Below are 22,397 nucleotides of genomic sequence, written 5' to 3' on the forward strand. Positions count from 1 at the left end.
TATTTTCATTCTCTAATTTTTACAGATGCAACCTTGTTTGCGTGAAATGATTATCGGTTCTGATGTAATTCTTTATCGCGATTTCATTGAGTGGGGCAGAAGCGATAATCATTTCACCACGCTTTTGAATGAAACCCCTTGGCGACAAAATCACATTTACGATCGCTTAATTCCCTTTCCTAGCCTCACTGCTTGGTATGGCAATCCCGGTACAGACTACAGTTATTCTGGAATTCACAGAAAGAATCAACCTGACGTTTCGCACACTCAAGTCGGAAGTTTGAGAACATTTAAGCTGAATGTAATCAAAGTTAGAAACGTAATAAAGCCGATCGTATCTAGCAAAGTCGTCACCAATGGACCACTCACCAACGCGGGATCGAGTTTCAATCGCTTCAATCCCATCGGCAGCAGCGTTCCCAACGTGACCGCAACAATACTATTCGATGCCATCACAAAGCCCGCTACAAATCCAACCCACCGTTCCTCCGGCTTTGTCCAAATCAACGACAGCAATAACATCGTCAATCCCAATGCCAGTGCCGTTCCAACTCCTGCAATCAATTCTTTTCGCAGAATTTTCATCGTATCTTTTGAAGATACTTCTCCAACGCCGAGCGATCGAATCGTCACCGTCAACGCCTGAATTCCAACCGTTCCACCCGTATTCGAGAACAACGGCATAATTACCGCCAAAACTGGAACAGCCGCGATCGTCGTTTGAAACGGCGCGATCGCACTCGACGCTCCAATATAAAGCGCCATAATCCCCAACAACCAAGGCAACCGATTGCGAATTTTGTCGATCGGCAGCGACAGCGAAGACTCATCGCCACCGCCACCGCCAAGTTTTTGGATATCCTCGGTTGCTTCTTGTTCGAGAATATCGACGACATCATCGACCGTGATAATTCCAACTAGACGATCTTCGCGATCGACCACTGGAACTGCTAGCAAGTCATAGCGTTTCATCAACTGCGCTACTTCTTCTTGCTGCATTTCAGTCCGGGCTTTGATCACACGATCGCTGCCAATGTCTTCGATTCTGGCATCCGGGATCGAAAATAATAATTGTCGCAGCGAAACCACCTGCTTCAGCTTGCGGTTATTATCCGTGACGTAAGCGTAGTAAATCGTTTCCTTATCTCGGTCAGCGAGTCGAATCTTACTCAACGCCTCGCCCACTGTCAGTCCTTCTCGCAAGCGGACATACTCGGTCGTCATCACCCGACCTGCTGTCCCCTCGGCGTACCCCAAAATTGTTGCCGTCGCTTGCCGTTCTTCTGGACTCAGTTGTTGAACAAGCCGTTTGACAATCCCCGCAGGCAATTCATCAAATAATTCTGCGCGATCGTCAGGACGCATCGATTCGACAATTTGACAAACCTGGATATTGTGCAGCGAACCAATCAGCGATTCGCGCACATCCGGTGGCAAATACTCGAAGACATCCGTTGCCTGAGTTTTATTTAATAAGCGAAATGTAATGGCTCGTTGTTCAGGAGCCAGGTCAGAAATATAGTCGCCTACATCGATCGCAGGCAGTTCGTTTAGCTCTAACTTTAAGCGATTGAGATCCGAGATACGATCGAGCGTTGCTCGACTGTCTTGAGTCAGCATCTAACTTTCCCTCCATAATCTTCCGCGCGCTGGAAGACCTCAGAGGGTAACCAGGCTAGGAAATGCGTGTTGTGTTGCCTAAATGGACGTCGTCCATGAAATTAAAAAAAATCAACATCAATACCAGTTGCAGGCATTGCTACGCTTATGCTACCCCTGAAACAGCAATTTCACAATCTGTACAAGCGCATAAGATAGAAAATCCTATCTTTAGTCGAAAGAGACGCAGCACGATGCTCTACCGAGATTGGTATAGTTTCTCTTTCCAAGTACGGAAGCAAAAACAGGAAAATCATACGACGATGATGCGCAATCTATTTCTCTTGGGTGCCGTATTGCTGACACTGAGTAGCTGTCGATCGCCTGACCCGATCAAACTCGAAATATCTCCTTCCCCAGTTGCGGCTTCTCCGGTTGCTAAACCCACAACGAAAGGAAAGACGCTGACGATCAACATCTATCAGATTGATAGCGAATGCAACAAATTCAAGACGACCAAGGCAAGCGTTCCCGCGAATCAGCCTGTGACTCAAGCGATCGCTCAAACTTTAGAAAAAGCAAACAGTGAGAGTTTGGATGTTGCAGGATATCGCGTTAAAGTCAAATCTAGAGTTGCGACCGTCGATTTCCGTCCGGTTCCAAATGCACGAAAATCCTTAACCACGCTTGCGAACTGCGAACAACTTGCTTTATTTGGCAGTGTGCGACGCACGCTCACGCAAAATCCAGCCCTGAAAATTAAATCAGTCCGATTTACCGATCGCGGACAATTGATTAAACCGCAATAGTCTCTCCTTGGGTAAATCTGTGATTAATCTGTGATTTGATAAACTTTCAGCAATCTGGCTCTAAAATCGTTCACAGTTCGTAGCATCACTTTGTATTGTTGCTCCTGTACACTCATAAATAAAAGATTCAAAAGGTTGTAAGCGATTATGGATGTAAAACTCGTCTTACTAGTTCTCAGCGTCGTATTTACCGTCGCTTGTCTGTTCTTTGGCACGCGCAATGGGTTTTATGATACCGATAACTATCACGGCAATGGTTCCGCACACTAATCTCCAGAAAGCAGAATTCTGAGTTGCCCAATCCGTTCTCGGAATTCCGCCTTCTCTCCGCCGAATTCTGAATCGTTTTAGGGTGAATTCGTGACGCAACTGGACTGTTTTCCCTACGGTGCGGGACATGGCGACGAGGGAGTCGCACTCTTAGTTCGGATGGGTCCCTATCGGATTTTGCTGGATTGCGGACTCCCCGATATTTCCGCGCTCTCTGATAGTGCAGCCCCGCTCCCGGCAGACGTGGTTCTCTGCAGCCATGCCCATCCTGATCATGCTCAAGGCTTGCTTGCCTTATATCGATCGTTTCCCAAACTGCCAATTTACGCCAGCGAAGCAACCACTCAACTGTTGCCGCTCAACTGGATGGATGAGGCGGACAAAGTGCCGCAATTTGTCCAGGCTTTGCCTTGGCGATCGCCAGTTGAGTTTCAAGATGGTCTGACGGCTGAATTGTTTCCGGCGGGACATCTGCCAGGAGCAGCAGCGATTTTATTAACCTATGCGCCGAGTACGGGAGAACGTCCTTGCAGTGTTCTCTATACCGGAGATTTTTTCCTTTCCAATTCTCGATTAGTAGAAGGACTGCGCCTGGAAGAATTACGCGGATTGCATCCCGATGTCGTGATTATTGAAGGAACTTACGGCACGGCTCGATTTCCCCATCGACGACAGCAGGAAAATCAACTTGCAGAAAGAATCAGCCGAGCATTAAGCGATCGACATTCTGTTTTACTGCCCACTCCGATGATTGGATTGGGGCAAGAGTTGCTGATGTTGCTCAGAAGCCATCATTCGTTTACAGGGCGAGATCTTGATATTTGGGTGGATGGCATGGTCGCGGCAGGCTGTGATGCGTATTTAGATTTGCTGCCTCATCTGCCTGCTTCTGTGCAAAACTTTGCGCGTCATCAGTCTTTGTTTTGGGACGATCGCGTGCGTCCGAGAGTGCGACGATTGCATCCAGAACAGCGATCGACGGTCAGCGCGTCTCCGTGCATTGTGCTGACCGATTTCTCAGTCAATTGGGATGAGTTCTTTGACGATCAGCCAGAACGTTGGCTCACTTTACTACCGCAGAACCTTGAAGGATCTGTCTTTAACATTCCTCAGAACTATGCTGTCGAAACCTACCTGCTTGCGCAGCATTGTGATGGCGCAAGCACGACGCAATTTATTCACAATCTGCGCCCTCAACACGTAATTTTCGTCCACGGAAATCCGAGCTATTTGACAGATTTAACAGGACTCGATGAGTTGCACAATCGCTACCATCTGCATTGTCCTGCATCCGGCACGCTCGTTGAGTTACCGATCGGAGAAACATTCTTACAGCCTGTCTTGCCGGAGACAACTTACGAAGGAGAAATTACAGAACTGGCAACAGAAGTCATCGTCTCTTTACCCGAGGCAATTACGGCTGATCCGCGCTGGCGATCGCTGTCTGACACTGGATTAATCGAAGCGCGTTGGCAAGGACAGGATTTAATCTTGCGGGGATTGAATCAGCGAGAATTGATGAATCAAGATCGATCGTCGATTTGGTTAGAAGAAGCTGAAAGAGATAGCTGTTTTCGCTGTCGGCATTTCCGAGGGCAACGCTGTTGGAATCCAGCATCGCCCTTGTTTAATTTCAAAGTCACGCCGGAGGGATATTGTCCCGCGTTTGAGTCGGCGCGAACCGAGCTTGATCCACAGCCGACTCAACAAGATGCAGATCACGCACCGGGATAGCAGACTTTTGTACCACCTAAGCCACAGTAGCCATTGGGATTTTTAGCCAAATATTGCTGATGATAAGCTTCTGCGTAGTAAAACTCTGGTGCGTCCAGAATTTCGGTCGTGATGGCTTTGTAGCCTGCTTTCGCCAGTTCCGCCTGATAGGTTTTCAGAGAAGCCTCGGCGAACTGACGCTGCTCATCCGAATAGACATAAATGCCCGATCGATATTGCGTTCCCGCATCATTGCCTTGGCGCATTCCCTGAGTCGGATCATGGCTTTCCCAGAAGACTTTCAGAAGTTGCTCGTAGCTGATTTTTTTCGGGTCATAGACGACAAGAACGACTTCATTATGTCCAGTCATGCCAGAACACACTTCTTGATACGTTGGATTCGGCGTGTATCCGGCTGCATACCCGACGGCGGTTGTGTAAACGCCTTCTTGCTGCCAGAATTTGCGTTCTGCACCCCAGAAGCATCCTAATCCGAAAACGGCGGTTTCCAGACCTGCGGGAAACGGCGCTTGCAAAGGATGACCATTGACAAAGTGCTTCTCAGGAACGGGCATCTTTTCCGATCGCCCTTTTAAAGCCTCACTCTGCGACGGCATCGCTGATTTTTTCCCAAATCCAAATAACACCATTGATTTTGACGCTCACATGATTTTCCTTGGATTTTAACGCGATCGCTGATGGGGATTGCAGTGTGGATTGCCGATGTATGCAGTATCATGCTTTGAATCGCATCGGCAAAATCTAGCCTGAAATTCAGAATTTTCAGAATACTAAGATTTGTGTTCATATCCTCAGCCAGACCTGCATTTTCAAGAAAAATCAGGTTAAATCTAAAGAAAGTATTAAGTTATTAAAATTTCGTCGTTTTTGCCCTGTTATCAAAGTGTTCTTATCGTTTAGGAGCGGTTTCAATGCAGCTAGTCCCCAGACCGTCTCACTCCTCCTTTCCGGAAAATTCTTCTTTAGGCAAAACTTCTCAATACAAACAACTGATTCCCTCTGATCCAGAAGAACGAGTCGTCATCCTGATTGATGGTGCAAACCTGTTTTATGCAGCGATGCAGCTTGGCATGGAGATTGACTATACTCGCCTCTTACAATGCCTAACCGGAGATCGATCGCTGGTTCGCGCCTATTTCTACACCGGAGTCGATCGCGCTAACGAAAAGCAACAGCGATTTCTCTTATGGATGCGCCATAACGGATTCCGGGTTGTCTCTAAAGAGCTAATTCAGCACCCAGATGGCTCCAAAAAAGCGGATCTCAACATTGAAATGGCGGTCGATATGATCACCCTTTCCCAGCACTGTGACACGATCATCTTGCTCAGCGGCACAGGCGACCTCACCTATGCCGTTGATCATGTGTCCTATCGCGGAGTCAAAATCGAGGTCGTTAGCCTACCGACGATGACCAGTGACAGCTTGATTCATGTGTCGGATCACTTTATCGATCTCACCCACCTCAAACCCAATATTGAGAAGCTCCGTCCCGCTCAAGAGCGAATACCCGACTGAACTCGCCACAAGGCAGCATAAACGCCATCATGAGCCAGTAATTCTTCATGCGTTCCTTGCTCCACAATGCGCCCATACTCCATTACATAAATGCAGTGTGCCTGTCGAATCGTAGAGAGACGATGCGCGATCGCAATCGTCGTGCGATGTTGGGTGATCGTGTCGAGCGATCTCTGAATGGCTGCCTCAGTCTCGTTATCGACTGCAGAGGTTGCTTCATCCAAAATCAAGATAGGTGGATCTTTCAGAATGGCACGCGCGATCGCCAGTCTTTGTCTTTGCCCACCCGATAATTTCTGACCGCGTTCTCCAACGATCGTGTCATACCCCTGGGGCAAATCTGCAATGAATTCATGCGCTTCAGCGAGCTTCGCGGCTTGCATAATCTCTTCACGACTCGCATCAAAGCTGCCATAGGCAATGTTTTCAGCCACCGTTCCATGAAAGAGAAAGACCTCTTGACTGACCCAACCGATACAGCGTCTAAGATCCCGTAGTTGCAGCTCTCGAATATCAACTCCATCAATCAGAATTTGCCCTTGCTGAATTTCATAAAATCGCAGCAGCAATTTTACTAAGGTGCTTTTCCCTGAACCCGTTGCACCGACAATGCCAATGGTCTGTCCAGCCGGAAGATGCAAAGAAAGATTCGTCAACGCGGGTGTGCGATCTGGGTATGCAAACGTGATGTTGCGAATCTCAACTTCACCTTTAACTTGATGGGTCGGAAAAGGTCGATTTCCGGTGGGAATTGCGATCGGCGTATCGAGCAAATTCATGACGCGGTTAATCGATGCCATAGCTCGCTGATATTGATCCAAAGTCTGTCCCAACTGCGTAAACGGCCACAGCAACCGTTGAATAATGAACACCATAAATCCATACGTTCCAACCGATAGCCGACCATTTGCCGCTTCAAGTCCGCCGAGAAATAAGGTGGCAGTGAATCCAATCAGAATGACAAATCGAATCAACGGCACAAATGCAGCAGAAAGCGCGATCGCTTTTCGGTTACTGCGTCGATAGGCTTCACTCTCAATGCCAACGCGTTCGAGTTCATAATCCTCAGCCGTAAAGCTTTTAATCGTGGCAATGCCCGACAAATTATTTGCCAATCTTGCGTTGATCAAGCCTGATTTCTGCCGCACATCAGCATAGCGAGGGGCAAGCATCTTCTGAAAGACCAACGTGCCCCAAATAATGAATGGAATCGGCAACATTGCTAGCCATGAAACCGAGGGTGCAAAAGCGATGAATGTTCCACCGACGAGCAATACAGTCGTGAAGAATTGCAGAATCTGATTTGCACCACTATCGAGAAAGCGCTCTAGCTGATTGATATCGTCATTGAGAATGGCGAGTAAATTGCCAGTTGTCTCAGTTTCAAAGAAGCTTAGCTCTAACTCTTGCAAATGTTGGTAGGCATCGAGCCGCAAATCATGCTGCATCGTTTGGGCGAGATTTCGCCATTGTCGATCGTAGAAATATTCAAACAGGGATTCTAAGCCCCAAATTAATAAAGTCAGGAATGAAATGACCGTCAATTGTCCTGGAATGCTTTTTACCCCAAGTTGAGCAATCCAAGATTGATCCCGCTTGACGACAATATCAACTGCAATCCCAATCAGATAAGGAGGCGCAAGGTCAAATGCCTTATTGAGAACAGAGTTGAGACTCGCTTGTAGTGCTTGAGAACGGTAAATGCGATCGTAGTTAAACAACCGTTGCAGTGGGTGAGGCTTCTTCTGAGTCATAGCAACGTGATTTTAGGAAATCTCACCATACTACAACTTGTGGTATTCATTTCAACAAACGAAATTTCAACAAACAAAAAAATGGAGAGATGCAGTCGCTACATCTCTCCGAAGATTCTTCATGGAGAAAACTTGTGATTGACAATGCTATTGCTGCATTGAAGGAGCCGAGAAAATCCGACTGCTCAATGGCACTCTGGCTTGCGTCTTTTGAGCAACGGGTTTTTCCGCATCGGATTGTGACACGAGAACTGGCTGATCCTGCTTTGGAGCTTCTTTCTGCACGACAACCTGCTGATTCTCAGTAACAGGTTGCTGGACTTCAGGAGCCGTCTCAGCCACTGCCGGATTGACCATCGCACCTGCAAAACTCAAAAGAACAATCGAACGCAAGAGTGAAGAAGACATAATCAGCGTGAAAAATGGATGCTCACACCCTAGTCCTTCTCCCTAGTCGATCGCGTTGAGCACTTCTACTGATTTTCTTGTGAAGAACTGATAAACCTAGAATGCGAAAGTTGTCCGGACAACCCCTGTCACAAACGAATCGCTATCTGGTGTATGTCCAGGTTGAATGATCCAAATCAGTCCAGGGGTCACACTGATATTGTTATTCAGCTGCCAGCGGTAGAACGCTTCAACGTGTGTCGTCGTTCCAGGTTGTCCACCTGAGCGACCCAATCCCGTATTCAGTGAATCCGGAATATTACTCCCGATGGGTAAGCTACTCCGCGTAATTTTCGGTGGCTGTCCCACATACAGACCTCCCAGATTTCCTTTGCCAAACAGATCCAGGAAATTCAAGTAGACCATGTAATTCGTCGTCTCAACTCGGCCCGATTCGCCCGGAATGTAAGAGTTGGTATAGCCAAACCATCCTCCCAGATTTAGCCGCGGATTAATTTGCCAGTTTACCGTTCCCCCAAATGCATTGGTTTGAGTAGGAGCAGAACTTCCGCGTACCGGATCGATCGCTGTCAGTTGAGCATCCCCCACAAAACTAAGCAACTGACCATTCGGAGAATAGTTGTTGATGTAGTACAGGGCAACATCGACTTGATCGGTCGGAGTCACAGCAAGCTGGACACCTGCTGTATTGTGTCCTTTGCCGCCAATTGAGTTAGGGAAGAATCCAGGAATATTGGTGGAGTAAATAGCCTGCAAACTTGCCCGCTTGGCAAATTGCCAATCAAAAGCAACGCCACCCCGACCAAAGCCAATATTCAAAATCGGATTACGCTGAGCAAAGTAAGAAACCGGGCCTGTAAATGCTCCTTCAGCTCGATTAGGTCCTCGAAATGCCAAACTGCTGTAAATGCCTTCTGTTCCAACCATCCCGACCAATTTGTCCGTGACCATAAAGTGATATTTTAAGTCACTGATATAGAGGGGGAATCCACCCGCGTCATAGCCGACTCGAGCATCATTGGTGAGCCGAGGATCGCCACTTCCATTTTGTTGCCAGAATGCGAAGTAGAGAAAATCGCGCGGGCTGAACTGCGTGGTGAAAGACAGATAGTTGTTTGTGATGACATTAAAATTCGTTCCTGGATCATCGGTATCCCGTTGCCCATCTCTGGGATTACGATCGCCCCGATTTGGTGTCCTTCCCTGTACGCCAATGACCGAAAATCCATTCATTTTGGTCGTGGTCGAAAACTGTTGAGATTCGAGCTTTGCAGTGCGTGCTTCTAGAGTGTCAACCTTACCTCGAAGTGCAGTTAACTCCGATGAGAATTGAGTTTGCAGCGTTTTCAGCTTCTCTAAGTCTTCCTGCTTGACCAAATCAGCGGTGCTCGCCGCAATCAGTTCATTCACACGATCAAGACAAGCATTCAAGCCTGCTGCAAATTCGTACCGAGTCAGGGCGCGATTGCCGCGAAAGGTTTTGTCAGGATAGCCTGCAATACAACCATAGCGCTCGACTAGAGACTGCAATGCCTGAAATGCCCAATCGGTCGGCTGAACATCGGTTAACTGAGAAACAGAAGTGACCTGATCTAATTCTGTTGCTTCAGGTGCTTCCGACTCTCCTGCGATTGCAGGAAACGAAATGAAGCTCAGCAATAAACCGACAAGCAGACGATCGCGCAAACGTTGAGACATGATTGGAGAAGAACTCAATGATGCTCATCAATCTACGGATTTCCTCAGGGTTTCAATCCGTAATCTTGCCCAGGATTTTTATGTTCGTAGAAAACGCGAGAAATTTTACGCAAAAAAAAAACTCGCCCTCATTGAGAGCGAGTTGAATTGAAATTGATTTAGCCGCCAGCGATCGCCGGAATGATGCTGACTTCATCGCCATCTTTCAGTGCCGTATTCTCGTTATCGAGAAAGCGAATATCTTCGCTGTTGACATAGAAGTTGACGAAGCGGCGAAGCTTGCCTTGTTCGTCTACGAGACGAGCCTTGATGCCCGGACAACTCGATTCAAGCGATTCTAGCAATCCACTGATCGTATCGGCACTGCATTCAACAGTCGCTTGATCGTTGGTAAGTTTTTGCAAAGGGGTGGGAATGAGGACTTTGACAGCCATAGTTCAGAAAATGCGTAAAAAGAACAGAAATTAATTAAACCAAAACTTGTTGCCACTCTAAGCGATCGAGGGTGCGAGATCTTTCTAAAGCACGCTCAAAGCTTTCCAGCTTCGGCTCGATCGTTAAGGGTTCACCGACGTAACCTTGAACCGCTTCTTGCGTCTTCAAGCCGTTACCCGTGATGTAAACCACAGTTGTTTCATCAGGATTGATCTTACCGGCTTCAACCAATTTCTTCAGAACTGCGATCGTGGTTCCACCTGCGGTTTCTGTGAAAATGCCTTCAGTTTCAGCCAAGAGTTTGATGCCATCTACAATTTCCGCGTCGGTGACCGATTCGATATTTCCATTGGTCTTCCGAGCAATATCAACGGCATAAACGCCATCTGCCGGATTTCCAATTGCGATCGATTTTGCGATTGTGTTCGGCTTAACCGGAGAAATGAAGTCTCTGCCTTCTTGGAATGCTTTTGCGATCGGAGAACAGCCTTCAGCTTGTGCACCACTAAACCGCACTGCTTTTTCTTCGACCAATCCCACTTCGACGAATTCGTTGAAGCCTTTGTAGATCTTGGTGAACAACGAGCCAGAAGCGAGAGGAGCCACAATATGATCCGGCAATTGCCAGCCGAGTTGCTCGATCACTTCGTAGCCCAAGGTCTTCGACCCTTCTGAGTAATAAGGACGCAAGTTGATATTGACGAAGCCCCAGCCGTGAGTGTTTGCCACTTCAGAGCAGAGACGATTCACTTGGTCGTAGTTGCCATGAACTGCCATCAGGGTTGGGTTGTAGATCAGCGTTCCGAGAACTTTACCCGCTTCTAAGTCAGATGGAATAAACACGCAGCAATCTAAACCTGCGTGAGCCGCGATCGCTGCTGTTGAATTTGCCAAATTGCCAGTACTTGCACAGGAAACCGTCGTAAAGCCCAATTCGCGCGCGCGGCTCAATGCTACTGAAACGACGCGATCCTTAAAGCTGAGCGTCGGCATATTAACCGCATCATTCTTGATAAACAGCTTTTTCAGACCTAACCGACGTGCCAAACGATTTGCTTGAACCAGGGGAGTCATTCCGGTTCCGACATCAATCACATTGTCAGTTTCGACAGGCAAGAACTGACGATACCGCCAAATCGAGTTCGGGCCTGCTTCGATCGTTTCACGAGTGACCGTTTTGCGGAGCCAATCGTAGTCGTACTTCACTTCCAACGGGCCAAAGCACAATTCACAAACGTGAGTCGCTTTCGGTTCATATTCTGCGCCACACTCTTTACACTTCAGTGCTTCAAACGCAGATTGGCTGGAACGGGTTTTAGAATACGTTGCGGTCATCTCTCGAAACTCCCTAACTGCAAGCTTTTTATCGTTTGACTGTGATTTCGTTTGAAATCGTAGCACGGCAAAAATACGGAGTCAAACATACCCGACAAATTTTATCGGGTATAGCTCAACCGCCGCTCACAGGCGGGATCAAGACAATTTCGTCACCATTTTGCACAACGGTGTCCGGTTCGACAAATTGCAGGTTTACACCGAACCGAGTAATTTCTTTGAATGCAGAAAGTTCTGGATGCTCCAGGATTAAGCGATCGCAAATCTGCTCCACCGTTTGCCCAGTCGGGATTTCCAATGAGAGTTCGGGTACGCCATACGCATCCTGATATGCCGCAAAAAGTTTCACGGTTACGGTAATTGAATTATTCATTTCAGCAAAATTTACAAACGCTTGTTCAAAATCAGGCAGAAAAGATCAATCTAAAGATGACGATCCTCGCCCTTCTCTGAGTATGACGTACTGTATTAACCCGGATTGCCCCCAGCCTCAAAATCCAGATGGACTAGACTCCTGTCAAACTTGCGGTACAACATTAATCGACCGCCTTAGAGGGCGCTATCGCATTCTCGAACCCCTAGGGCAAGGGGGATTTGGGAAAACATTTTTGGCAGCAGATGACGATCGTCTTGGAACTCGCTGCGTCATTAAACAATTTTCCCCGCAACTGAAGGGCACAAAAGGACTAGAGAAAGCGATTCAATTATTTGAGCAAGAAGCGGTTCGCCTGCATGAACTGGGCGAACATCCGCATATTCCGACGCTGCTGGCATATTTTGAGCAAGACCAACGCTTATATCTCGTTCAGCAATTTATTGAAGGATCAACGCTCTCTCAAGAATTGAACAAAAATGGTCCTTTCAGCGAACAGAAGATTCGAGAAGTGCTGGTGCGGCTGTTACCGCTGTTGAAGTTCGTTCACGATCGCAATGTGATCCATCGCGATATTACCCCTGCCAATATCATTCGTCGCAATATTGACGGGCGCTTAGTGTTAATCGATTTTGGCATTGCGAAGGTGCTCTCAGAAGAGAATGCCAGCAAGCCTGGAACTAAAATTGGCACAGAGGGATATGCGCCGATCGAACAACTTCGTAATGGCAAAGCTTATCCAGCGAGTGATCTCTACAGCTTAGGTGCAACCTGTCTCTATTTATTGACGCAGGTGCGTCCTGAAGAATTGCATGATCCGCTCTCTGGTAAATGGTTGTGGCGTGAACGCTTAGCCAGTCATGGCGGCGGTATTAGTGAAAATATTGGACAGATTCTCGATCGCATGTTGAAGGATTTAGTCAGCGAACGGTATCAAACTGCTGATGAAGTTATGCACGATTTACGCATGGCACTCTCAAAACCTGCGGTCGGTGCGGCTCCTCAGACTTCAATCCCCAGCCGTGGCAGAAGCATTCATCTTTCGGCGATCGCGTATCCTGCAACTCAACCGCCTGCTGACCTCCCATCTCCCTTATCTGCACCGCAAAGAGTTTCAACACCCCCGCCCCCGCCGTCTCTGCCTCTCAGCGCGACGCGACACTCTGGGATTCCGAAGCCTCAGCCAAGAAAATGCTTCTACACGCTGACAGGTCACACCTCATGGGTCGTATCGCTTGCCATCAGTCCTGATCGTCGCACGCTTGTCAGTGGCAGCTTAGACGATCGCATTATGCTCTGGGATTTAACCACGGGCGAACGCTTAGGAACTCTAACCGGGCACAAAAACTCGATTAATTCACTGGCTTTTAGTCCTGATGGGCGAACGTTAATTAGTGCGAGCGATGACGACTCGATTAAAATGTGGCGACTGCCCACTGGGGAAATGATTCGATCGCTCCAAGGTCATTTGCGCGATGTGAACTCGATCGCAGTCAGCCCGGATGGGAGCTTTTTTGCCAGTGGTAGCGAAGATCGCTCGATTGGCATCTGGCGAATGAATACAGGTGAAATGATTCACAGTTTTACAGGCTTGTCTGGCATGGTGAAAACCGTAGCAATTAGTCCGAATGGGCAAATTTTGGCAAGTGGTGGATTGAACAATCTCGTCAAACTATGGAATCTGATCACAGGGCAACCTGTCAGAGAATTAGCAGGACATCAAAATTCGATCACTTCGATCGTGATCAGTTCAGATGGCAAACATTTAGTCAGCGCCAGCAAAGATAAAACGATTAAAATTTGGGAACCCAATACTGGGCAAGTGGTGCAAACTTTAACCGGGCATTCGGACATCATTAACTCGGTCGCAATTACACCCGATAGTAAGACGCTCATTAGCGGTAGCAACGATAAAACCGTGAAATTGTGGAATCTTAATACTGGTGATCTAATTTGCACTCTGACGGATCATTCTCATTCTGTAAATGCGATCGCGATGAGTAGTGATGGTCAATGGTTTGCCAGCGGCAGTTCTGACAATACAATTAAAGTCTGGCAAACATTTCCCTGATGCCAAAAATGAGACGTAGGGATGAGCACCGATCGCCTTGGTTTCGATTACGCTAAAACTATTCGCTTCGATTCCGATCCTCTTATCCTTTCCCGGAACTCTAAATCGATGGATGCAGCTAGAAGCCCGCTTCGACGAATTGACTACTTGTTGCGTAAGGCTGACTATGTGAATTGGCATCGCCAGCAGAGTAATCGCCAAATTCTGCGATCGCAACAGGGATTTAGTGATGTAGAACCGTCTCGCCCAAGAGCTTGCCGAGGCTGTGCAAATTATCACGGGGTTGCCTACGGCTATAGCCGCGAGAGCCGCACTGCATTAGTCTGCGGATTTCATCCCTATGGCTGGCTAGACAGTTCAGATTGCCCAGATTGGCAGGAAATTCGCTGATGGATAAAGTCGAAGAGTTGGTGTGCAAGTTCTAGTTTTGTACAGGGTGGAATCGCAACTTGTCGTCCAGTGCGATCAATGAACATTGCCTGATTGATATCGCTGCCAAATCCGCTATTCGGTTGGTCAATCGGATTGGCAATAATCACATCTAAGTTTTTGCGGTGCAGTTTTTCGAGTGCCGGGGTCACGAAATCTCCGGTCTGCGCAGCAAATCCAATCAATTGCTGATTCGGGCGTTTCAATGTTGATAGTTCTGCAAGAATGTCAGGAATGGGAACTAGGTCTAACTTCTCTGGCAGTTGGCTTTTTGGCAATTTCGCATCACTGTAAAAATTAGGTTTGACATCCCCGACCGCAGCAGACATAACAATATAATCTGCACTGCTAAAGTTCTGTTTCATCGCTTGCTGCATTTCTTGTGATGTTGTAACAGGAATGCAGCGAATCGAGCGGAGGGGAGCGAGTAAATGCGAGTCGATTGGCGCGTGGACGAGCGTTACTTGTGCACCTCTATGTAATGCTGCTTGTGCGATCGCGATTCCCATTTTTCCAGTTGAAGGATTGCCGATAAATCGCACTGGATCAAAGTGTTCTCGCGTTCCGCCTGCACTAACGAGAATCTGTTTGCCCGTTAAATCGCGATCGTGAGTTTGTAAGAGCGATCGAATTTGTAGCAGTAATTCTTCTGGCTCTGCCATGCGTCCCGTGCCGACACGATCGCACGCGAGAATTCCTTCTCCGGGAGCAGCAGAGTGATAGCGTGTGTCAGACAACAGTTCGCGCCAATTGCGTTTCGTCGATCGCTGTTCCCACATGTCGGTATTCATCGCAGGAGCTAGCAATATCGGGCAGGTTGAAGCGAGAACTGTATTCGTGAGTAAATTGTCTGCAAGTCCATAGGTTAGCTTTGCCAGCGTATTTGCTGTCAAAGGTGCGATCAGAAACAGATCTGCCCATTCGCCTAATTCGATATGCAACGGACGAGGATTTGACGCATCCCAAAACATTTGATCCGTGTAAGCCGGATTGCGGCTCAAGGTTGCAAACGTCAGAGGTGTGACAAAAGCTTGAGCCGCATCGGTGAGAATCACCCGCACCTCAATCTGCTCTTTGGCTAGGGCTGAAACCACATGACAGACTTTGTAGGCTGCAATTCCGCCACCGACACCGATTAGAACTCGCTTTGGTCTCTCACTCATTTTGTTTGTGCTGATTATGTCCAGTCATCATCGTCCCAAACATCTGAAGTGGAGGACTGCGATCGCTGAGGTTGAGGCGCTTTCACTTCTGGTTTTGTTTTAACTTCTGGCTTTTTGGGCGGTTCTACTTCCCAATCGTCCCAGGGATCAGGATCAGAAGAAGGTGCAGTATACGGCTCGGTTTCTTCCAAGGCAATTTCTTCGACAAATTCATAGGTCTGTTCGGCAACGGATAGCGCTTTTTCTTTTAATCGACGCGCTTTTTCGCGTGCCAGGTCAGCCAGAGATTTTACTTCTTGGCTGACTTGTTGAGTGACTTGCGATCGCTCTTCTTTTAGGCGATCTTTTACCTTCGAGAATTTCTCCTGAACGCCACCTCGATACACTGCAAACGATTCGACCGACTCTTGAGGCACAAGCACCCGCTGATTGCCAAATCGCAGAATATAGTTCGCTGGCAACAGATAAACGCTGCCGACAATGCCACCCCAACCATCTGACACATACAAATAATGTTGAATCTCGCCCGTTTCAAGATCGAATAAATAATCTACAATTCGACCGACCTGATCGCCTCGATCTGTCCAAACCTCGGAGCCAACCAGCGATTCGAGCTTCTTCACTTTCTCGGCATCAGTTTCAACAGGCGCAGAATTGACCAAAACGCCGTTACTGCCGATCGTGTCCAACTGATCGAGATTAAACGCCGTTTTCTTACTGCCAAGCCAACCCGACTTACAAATAAATCCAAGCACCCGATGCACTTTCGGATACATCCAAAGCACTTCGATCTGTCCTAGCTCTTGCATCGAACCGCGATCGAGGACAGTCTGATTCAGAACCTCACTTTGCCGAACGATCTCCGCCATATCTTGCCAAAACGCTGCTATTTCTTAGAGTTTATCTCGCAAATGCCAAAAATGTCGCTTGACATAAGCATGTTACATTTTGCATACTAGTTAACTGGCTATTAATTCATGCTCGGATCAGGTATTGGCAACTGCGATTCTCGACGATCGCGACCTGTACGGCGCTTATCAGGATAAACTCATGGCTCACGCAATTATCGAAATCGCAGGACAGCAAATTCGGGTTGAACCGAGTCGTTTTTATGATGTGAACCGTCTCGTCGGAGATGTAGACTCGCAGCTCGAAATCGATCGTGTCTTGTATGTGAATAACGCAGGCGAAGTTAGCATCGGTGCACCCGTTGTAGAAGGAGCAACCGTTCAGGCAACGATTTTGCGTCACATGCGCGGACGTAAAGTTCTCGTCTACAAGATGAAACCGAAAAAGAAAACCCGCAAAAAGCGCGGTCATCGTCAAGAACTCACCCGCATCATGATCGATTCGATCACGGTCGGTGGAACCGCGATTGATACCAAAGATCAGCCGCGCGGTTAGTCTAGTCAATACAAGCACGAATTTCAGAGGAAATCATGGCTCATAAGAAAGGTACAGGAAGTACAAGAAACGGACGCGATTCTAACGCTCAGCGTTTAGGCGTGAAGCGTTACGGTGGTCAGAAGGTTTTGGCTGGAAACATCTTGGTTCGTCAGCGCGGAACCAAAGTGCATCCAGGTAACAATGTCGGACGCGGTAGCGATGATACCCTGTTCGCATTGATCGAAGGTGAAGTGAAATTTGAGCGCTTGGGCAAGAGCCGCACGAAAGTGAGCGTTTACCCTGTTTCGGCATAGATCGAAATCTGAGGATATTGAAAAGCCGCCTAAATTTTAGGCGGCTTTTTTGGTGTTGATGCTGGCTAGATTCTAAACAGGTGCTGTGACTGCGGGGACAGCAATGATGGATAAATCTACTCGTTCGTTTGCGGGTTGAGTCACATCGACGCGGACATTTGGGCCGAAGAATGAAGTCATTTTTTCAATCTTTTTCTGCCACATTTCCAGGGTAATAAAGGGCGAATCGAATTCGAGAATCATGGCGTAGGCTCCGTCGATATTCTCTTCGCGGATGCCAATGATTGTGGGTCGATCGTCATCAGTCGGAGCAAGACCCAAAAATTTCAAAGCGCTGTCTAAATGTGCTTCTTGCCCATAGCGATACCGAGTCAGGTCATCAAAGATTTGCTTTTGGGTGTCGGTCGCTTGGGTCGCTTTGAGTGCTTCTACTTCGGAAGTTGTGGGAATCGTCAGAGGCACGGGGCGAAGTTCAGTAATTTTGAGCGCTACGCCGCCTAGGAGTAACGGAATTCCATAGAAGAAGCCAATCATGTTGAGCGCTGCATAATTGAGCGCGTAGGCGGTAAATCCGATGATTGTGATGATGGCTCCTCCACCGAGGCACAACGCAGCCAAAGGAGGCAATCGACGAAGTAGCGATGACATAAGACGAGTTTTTTGCAAAGTTTGTTAACTTTTATTATCACCGCTTTCGGGAACGTGCAGCAAAGCGGATTGATTCTCGATCGCAGATTTACACAGGTTTACGTTTCTGCCCTTCGGAACGCAGGATCTTTTACCCTAGAAATTGTATTCAAAATGATGATTTCAATATGACTCGTGCTGTAATTAAGTTCTCGTCTGAAGATTGCGGAATTTGCCACAAAATGTCGTTCTATGACCAGAAAGTGGTGGAAGAATTGGGCTTAAGCTTTGTGGATGTGAAAATGCAGGATACCGCGACTTATCGGATGTATCGCAAGATTTTGTTGGCGCAATATCCGGATAAGGCGGATATGGGATGGCCGACTTACATTATTTGTGATTCACCAGAAGCAGAATTTAAGATTTTGGGTGAAGTCAAAGGCGGACATCCCAAAGGCGAGTTCCGCAGTCGATTGCAAGCGATTTTGGCGGAATCAAATTAGTTAGGTGTCAACCCGCGCAGCATCTCAAGTTTTTTGGATGCTGCGCGAAGTCGAAACACAGTTCAAGCTGTGTTTTAGAGCAATTCAAACGTTTTCACTTCGAGAATCTGTCCGACCATTGCAAAACTCATCACATCATCGCGGATCTCGCCGTCAACTTTGACTTTCAGACCCGCTTTTTGCAAGTCTTTCGGCGGTTTATGCAATTCGTAGGTTTTCCCGTCTTCGGCATCGATCGCCCAAGTTCCGGTTCCAAATCCTTTTCGCTGAATCACACCTGTGACTGTCATACCCATCGATCCTTCGGTTTCAACGCTAAGCGAGCTAAGCCAAAACAGAGCAGTGCATTGATGCTCAAATAAGCACGTCCAATCCATCCGTCACCAAGCCACATGACTTGCGGATCGACGATTGCGCTAATTCCTAAGCAAGCCGCAACCCCGATCGTTGCTCCGATCGCGAACGGTTTCCCCCAGGAATGACCTAACAATAACGCAAGCAGCAGAAATGGAATCAGCACACTGGCAGAAATCGGGTTCAAGGCTGCACTACCTTGCACTGCACTGCCTAACTCTGGAAGCGAACTTCCCAAAATCCGGAACGGAAATTGCGGCAAGTCAAATAAATAAAGACCTTTGAGCAAGAACAAACCAGAGCTACCCGCGACTAAACCTGAACCCATTGCCCAACTCCAGTTGAAAGGGAAATAGACCCGCAGGAACCAGGCAAGTAGATAAGATCCAAGCACCATCGCAATTTTAGGCAACAGTGCAACTACGCCCCCATCAATCCAGAATCGCGGATTGAGATAGCCATTATCTCGCAACCATCGGAAGAAATCGTTAAAGGTAATTTTGCCGTGTAGTGCAAGCTTCACAGCCGCAGCCGCATCTAATTTTCCGGCTCCGTAATGATTGAGATCATCGGATTCTACTTTGCGTGCAGATTGCTTGAGAACTGCTAAGACTTCATCTGGATTGTCTACACCTGCTGCTTTGATCAAGGCTGCTACGCCTGCTGCATGAGGAGCGGCCATACTTGTGCCCTGGAAAGCTGCAAAGACGGATTCTCCTGTTTCTGGATTGAATGTATTTTGCAGAATGCCACCCGATTCTCCTTGCTCAGTTGAGCCACCTGGAGCCGCAATATCAACGCCTGCACCAAAGTTAGAATAGGGGGCTTTGGCTCCCGAAGCATCGAGAGCGGCAACTGCGATCGCATGGGGATATCGGGCTGGATAATCGGCTGCATTACGATTCGAGTTTCCGGCAGCAGCGATGACGACGACCCCTTTACTGTGGGCATAGTCGATCGCATCTCGCATCACTACGCTTTCACCGCCTCCACCTAAACTGAGGTTAATCACATCTGCTTTGTTATCTGCGGCAAATCGAATTGCTTCGGCAATGTCTGCAACCGTTCCGCCTCCAAAAGAACTGAGAACTTTGAGCGGCATAATATTGGCTTCGTAAGCAATTCCAGCCACGCCAAAATTGTTATTGGTCGATTGTGCGATCGTGCCTGCGACATGAGTTCCATGTCCATTATCATCTGCGGCATTTTCTTGATCGTTGACGAAATCGAAGCCTTTGACAAAATTTGTTTTTTCTAAATCAGGAACCTTTGACACTCCGGTATCAATCACGGCAACGGTTACACCCCGCCCTTTTGTCTCAGTCCAAGCTTGCTCAATTCCGATGTTATGCATATTCCACTGTTTGCTGTACATCGGATCGTTTGGAGCCTGACTCGCCCGTGGTTCTGAAGTTGAACCGACGAATTTTCGAGATTCGCCGTCTGGAATACGATAGATATAATCTGGCTCGATCGCTTCGGTATAGCGTTTCAGATCAGATTTTCTCAAAGCATCTAGCAGTGATTTATCACCTTTAACGATGTAGAGATGTTCTGGTTTAGAGAACTGGCTATTGAATTGAGGACGAACCTTATAAGTTTGTGCGATCGCGTTGAGTTGCTGCTGAATTTCTGTATCTGCAATATCTTCGCGAAAATCGAGAACAATCTGATCGTAAATTCCTTGAGTTGCCAAGCCGGGAAACTGTGCAATTGTCCACCCCAATCCAACCAGAAATAGGGCGATGATCAGGAGTTTTTTCATACTTAGAAATCGTGCTTGCGATCCAACGATAGCGAATCAACTCTGCCCTTGGGGAGACAAAATCGTAAAGAGTAGTAAAGCTGTGGCAGGATGAAGGGTGTCGATCGTGCGTTTACGTTATGATTCACGGACTGTTATGGTTTCCCTTACTCGCAGTATTCATCGGCTTGGCCTATGCCGGATGGAATGAATATCAAACTCTAGAAACGTATCGACGCTGGGCAGACCCGTTTCAACGGGCGAAGTATGATATCTATTCCGTTTTAGGACAGCAAAGCGAAACGCTGATTTTCGGCAAGGCTTCTCGGAAAGGGATTCAAGTCATCGAAACGTTCTCACTCAAAGCAGTCGAAAGCATTCAATTACAAGTAAACGGGCAAACGGTTGATATTGCAGCACCCCCTGAAAAAGGCAAGCAGATTGTATTGAAGTTTCAATTGGGCGATCGAGCGATCGAAGTACCGTTTACCAATGTCAAACTCGCAGCAAAATGGGGCGAAGTTTTGACAAAAGACTGGCAAGAATTGAACTCTTAAATCTTTACTCATGAGCTTTTATGAAAATGCCTGCACTCTCAAATTTCCGTGATCGTACTTGCTTGCGAACTGATTACACTGGATTGATATCTTGAAACAACAATCAGTATGACCGACACTACAATCAATCCTCTCACATACGATGTCGAGCAAGCAGTTTTAGAACGCTACGAAGCAGGAGCGCGACAGCCTCAGGCTGCACTCTGTTGTCCGACTGATGGCTATGAGAGTCGCTACTTAGAGATTTTGCCGCAAGAAATTATCGAGAAAGACTACGGCTGTGGCGATCCGACACGATACGTGAATGCAGGCGAAGTCGTGGTTGACTTGGGATCTGGGGCTGGAAAAAATTGCTACATTCTGGCGCAGAAAGTCGGTGAAAGTGGGCGAGTGATTGGCGTTGATTTTAATGATGAAATGCTAGGCTTGTCGCGCAAATATCTTGCACCGATGAGCGAGAAGCTTGGCTATCAGAATGTGGAATTCGTGAAAGGTAAAATTCAGGATCTAGCATTGAACTTAGACTTAGTTCAAGCTTGGCTGGAAAAGACCCCCATTACTTCGGTCGGGCAAATTGCAGCATTTGAAGCAGAATGCGATCGCTTACGCCAATCTCAACCGCTGATTTCAACCGATAGCGTTGATGTTGTCATTTCCAATTGTGTTTTAAATCTGGTGCGTCCTCAAGATAAAAAACAATTGTTTCAGGAGATCTTTCGGGTTCTCAAACGCGGGGGACGAGCTGTAATCTCTGACATTGTTTGTGATGAAGCTCCGACAGCCAAGATTCTAAATGATCCTGAATTGTGGAGCGGCTGTATTGCTGGAGCCTTTCGAGAGAATGAGTTTCTCCAAATGTTTGAGCAAACTGGATTCTATGGCATTGAGATTTTGGCAAGGCAGAGTGAGCCTTGGCAAGTGATTGATGGTGTGGAATTTCGATCGCTGACAGTTCAAGCTTTCAAAGGGAAAGAAGGTGAATGTTTAGACCGCAATCAAGCGGTAATCTATCGTGGCCCTTGGAAAGCGGTACAAGATGACGATGGACATACGCTACAGCGTGGAGAACGCATGGCAGTCTGTGATAAGACTTTCCATATCTATACCAATCCAAAAGGGGCTTATCATGCCGATATTATTGCGATCGCACCTTATGAAGAAGTCCCATTAGATTCAGCACCGCCCTTTCCTTGTACAAAAGACATGATTCGTGATCCAAAGCAAACGAAAGGATTGAACTATAACGTGACGACCGAAAGCGGTGATTGCTGTAGTCCACAAAGCTGTTGTTGAATGAAATCACCCTAAGCAACCTTA

Annotated in this window: 24 protein-coding genes; 11 read left to right on the top strand and 13 right to left on the bottom strand. The window is 47.4% G+C overall.

What is annotated here, in order from left to right; all coding sequences use genetic code 11:
* Positions 1-267 precede the first annotated feature (267 nt).
* Positions 268-1,620 carry a magnesium transporter gene (mgtE, locus tag OU814_RS15980; protein WP_268184201.1) on the bottom strand — a complete coding sequence of 451 codons (1,353 nt, stop codon included), beginning with the start codon at positions 1,618-1,620 and terminating at the stop codon, positions 268-270.
* A gap of 95 nt (positions 1,621-1,715) precedes the next feature.
* On the opposite strand from mgtE, the gene OU814_RS15985 reads away from it, so the two are divergent.
* From OU814_RS15985 to OU814_RS15995, 3 genes are all read left to right on the top strand, one after another.
* Positions 1,716-2,408: a GerMN domain-containing protein gene (locus OU814_RS15985; RefSeq protein ID WP_268184203.1), complete on the top strand. Its 693-nt coding sequence runs from the start codon at positions 1,716-1,718 to the stop codon at positions 2,406-2,408.
* Between the two features lie 147 nt (positions 2,409-2,555).
* Positions 2,556-2,678, top strand: a complete 123-nt coding sequence (locus tag OU814_RS15990; RefSeq protein ID WP_036044547.1) for a hypothetical protein — start codon at positions 2,556-2,558, stop codon at positions 2,676-2,678.
* Between the two features lie 90 nt (positions 2,679-2,768).
* Positions 2,769-4,412 (top strand): MBL fold metallo-hydrolase, encoded by a 1,644-nt coding sequence (locus tag OU814_RS15995; RefSeq protein ID WP_017287714.1) that lies wholly within the window; start codon positions 2,769-2,771, stop codon positions 4,410-4,412.
* Here OU814_RS15995 and msrA read toward each other — a convergent pair.
* Positions 4,397-5,041, bottom strand: a complete 645-nt coding sequence (msrA, locus tag OU814_RS16000; protein ID WP_017287715.1) for a peptide-methionine (S)-S-oxide reductase MsrA — start codon at positions 5,039-5,041, stop codon at positions 4,397-4,399. The two genes, OU814_RS15995 and msrA, sit on opposite strands and share 16 nt — an antisense overlap.
* Before the next feature lie 282 nt (positions 5,042-5,323).
* Between msrA and OU814_RS16005 the strand changes: the two genes are divergently transcribed.
* On the top strand, positions 5,324-5,929 hold the full coding sequence (locus OU814_RS16005) for a LabA-like NYN domain-containing protein (protein WP_017287716.1): 606 nt from the start codon (positions 5,324-5,326) through the stop codon (positions 5,927-5,929).
* On the opposite strand, the gene OU814_RS16010 is transcribed toward OU814_RS16005, so the two are convergent.
* The 6 genes from OU814_RS16010 to OU814_RS16035 all read right to left on the bottom strand — a co-directional run bounded on the left by OU814_RS16010 (position 5,908) and on the right by OU814_RS16035 (position 11,932).
* The gene (locus OU814_RS16010) at positions 5,908-7,683 is read right to left on the bottom strand and encodes an ABC transporter ATP-binding protein (protein WP_268184207.1); all 1,776 of its coding nucleotides are present in this window, start codon (positions 7,681-7,683) and stop codon (positions 5,908-5,910) included. The two genes, OU814_RS16005 and OU814_RS16010, sit on opposite strands and share 22 nt — an antisense overlap.
* Before the next feature lie 147 nt (positions 7,684-7,830).
* Complete coding sequence (locus tag OU814_RS16015) at positions 7,831-8,091, bottom strand: hypothetical protein (protein WP_268184209.1); 261 nt, start codon at positions 8,089-8,091, stop codon at positions 7,831-7,833.
* A 96-nt stretch (positions 8,092-8,187) separates the two neighbouring features.
* Positions 8,188-9,789, bottom strand: coding sequence for an iron uptake porin (locus OU814_RS16020; protein WP_268184212.1), 1,602 nt, complete (start codon positions 9,787-9,789; stop codon positions 8,188-8,190).
* A 158-nt stretch (positions 9,790-9,947) separates the two neighbouring features.
* Positions 9,948-10,223: a MoaD/ThiS family protein gene (locus OU814_RS16025; protein WP_017287720.1), complete on the bottom strand. Its 276-nt coding sequence runs from the start codon at positions 10,221-10,223 to the stop codon at positions 9,948-9,950.
* A 34-nt stretch (positions 10,224-10,257) separates the two neighbouring features.
* A complete protein-coding gene (gene thrC / locus OU814_RS16030) occupies positions 10,258-11,559 on the bottom strand; it encodes a threonine synthase (RefSeq protein WP_017287721.1) in 1,302 nt (433 codons plus the stop codon).
* A gap of 115 nt (positions 11,560-11,674) precedes the next feature.
* On the bottom strand, positions 11,675-11,932 hold the full coding sequence (locus OU814_RS16035) for a MoaD/ThiS family protein (RefSeq protein ID WP_017287722.1): 258 nt from the start codon (positions 11,930-11,932) through the stop codon (positions 11,675-11,677).
* Between the two features lie 82 nt (positions 11,933-12,014).
* Here OU814_RS16035 and OU814_RS16040 point away from each other — a divergent pair, with 82 nt between their 5' ends.
* Complete coding sequence (locus OU814_RS16040; protein ID WP_268184215.1) at positions 12,015-14,003, top strand: serine/threonine-protein kinase; 1,989 nt, start codon at positions 12,015-12,017, stop codon at positions 14,001-14,003.
* A 108-nt stretch (positions 14,004-14,111) separates the two neighbouring features.
* Entirely contained in the window at positions 14,112-14,393 is a 282-nt protein-coding gene (locus OU814_RS16045; RefSeq protein WP_197693272.1) for a hypothetical protein, read from the top strand.
* On the opposite strand, the gene coaBC is transcribed toward OU814_RS16045, so the two are convergent.
* Both coaBC and OU814_RS16055 read right to left on the bottom strand, forming a co-directional pair.
* Positions 14,342-15,595, bottom strand: a complete 1,254-nt coding sequence (gene coaBC, locus OU814_RS16050; protein WP_268184218.1) for a bifunctional phosphopantothenoylcysteine decarboxylase/phosphopantothenate--cysteine ligase CoaBC — start codon at positions 15,593-15,595, stop codon at positions 14,342-14,344. The two genes, OU814_RS16045 and coaBC, sit on opposite strands and share 52 nt — an antisense overlap.
* Before the next feature lie 14 nt (positions 15,596-15,609).
* Entirely contained in the window at positions 15,610-16,464 is an 855-nt protein-coding gene (locus tag OU814_RS16055) for a PRC-barrel domain-containing protein (protein ID WP_268184222.1), read from the bottom strand.
* A 124-nt stretch (positions 16,465-16,588) separates the two neighbouring features.
* On the opposite strand from OU814_RS16055, the gene rplU reads away from it, so the two are divergent.
* Together rplU and rpmA are read left to right on the top strand one after the other, a co-directional pair.
* Entirely contained in the window at positions 16,589-16,999 is a 411-nt protein-coding gene (rplU, locus tag OU814_RS16060) for a 50S ribosomal protein L21 (RefSeq protein WP_017287726.1), read from the top strand.
* Between the two features lie 35 nt (positions 17,000-17,034).
* Positions 17,035-17,295 carry a 50S ribosomal protein L27 gene (gene rpmA / locus OU814_RS16065; protein WP_017287727.1) on the top strand — a complete coding sequence of 87 codons (261 nt, stop codon included), beginning with the start codon at positions 17,035-17,037 and terminating at the stop codon, positions 17,293-17,295.
* A 72-nt stretch (positions 17,296-17,367) separates the two neighbouring features.
* Here rpmA and OU814_RS16070 read toward each other — a convergent pair whose 3' ends face one another.
* Positions 17,368-17,943: a DUF2854 domain-containing protein gene (locus tag OU814_RS16070; RefSeq protein ID WP_017287728.1), complete on the bottom strand. Its 576-nt coding sequence runs from the start codon at positions 17,941-17,943 to the stop codon at positions 17,368-17,370.
* A 167-nt stretch (positions 17,944-18,110) separates the two neighbouring features.
* Between OU814_RS16070 and OU814_RS16075 the strand changes: the two genes are divergently transcribed.
* Positions 18,111-18,425, top strand: a complete 315-nt coding sequence (locus tag OU814_RS16075; protein WP_026148573.1) for a hypothetical protein — start codon at positions 18,111-18,113, stop codon at positions 18,423-18,425.
* 74 nt (positions 18,426-18,499) lie between these two features.
* Here the strand turns inward: OU814_RS16075 and OU814_RS16080 are convergent, their stop codons facing one another.
* Together OU814_RS16080 and OU814_RS16085 are read right to left on the bottom strand one after the other, a co-directional pair.
* The gene (locus OU814_RS16080) at positions 18,500-18,715 is read right to left on the bottom strand and encodes a hypothetical protein (protein ID WP_017287730.1); all 216 of its coding nucleotides are present in this window, start codon (positions 18,713-18,715) and stop codon (positions 18,500-18,502) included.
* Positions 18,712-20,544 carry a DUF5942 domain-containing protein gene (locus OU814_RS16085; protein ID WP_268184225.1) on the bottom strand — a complete coding sequence of 611 codons (1,833 nt, stop codon included), beginning with the start codon at positions 20,542-20,544 and terminating at the stop codon, positions 18,712-18,714. The genes OU814_RS16080 and OU814_RS16085 overlap by 4 nt, the downstream gene beginning before the upstream one ends.
* A gap of 119 nt (positions 20,545-20,663) precedes the next feature.
* On the opposite strand from OU814_RS16085, the gene OU814_RS16090 reads away from it, so the two are divergent.
* Together OU814_RS16090 and OU814_RS16095 are read left to right on the top strand one after the other, a co-directional pair.
* Positions 20,664-21,080 carry a hypothetical protein gene (locus tag OU814_RS16090; RefSeq protein ID WP_268184227.1) on the top strand — a complete coding sequence of 139 codons (417 nt, stop codon included), beginning with the start codon at positions 20,664-20,666 and terminating at the stop codon, positions 21,078-21,080.
* Between the two features lie 108 nt (positions 21,081-21,188).
* Entirely contained in the window at positions 21,189-22,373 is a 1,185-nt protein-coding gene (locus tag OU814_RS16095) for a methyltransferase domain-containing protein (protein WP_268184230.1), read from the top strand.
* Positions 22,374-22,397 lie beyond the last annotated feature (24 nt).

Source organism: Leptolyngbya sp. GGD, from assembly GCF_026735145.1.
GTDB lineage: Bacteria > Cyanobacteriota > Cyanobacteriia > Leptolyngbyales > Leptolyngbyaceae > Leptolyngbya > Leptolyngbya boryana.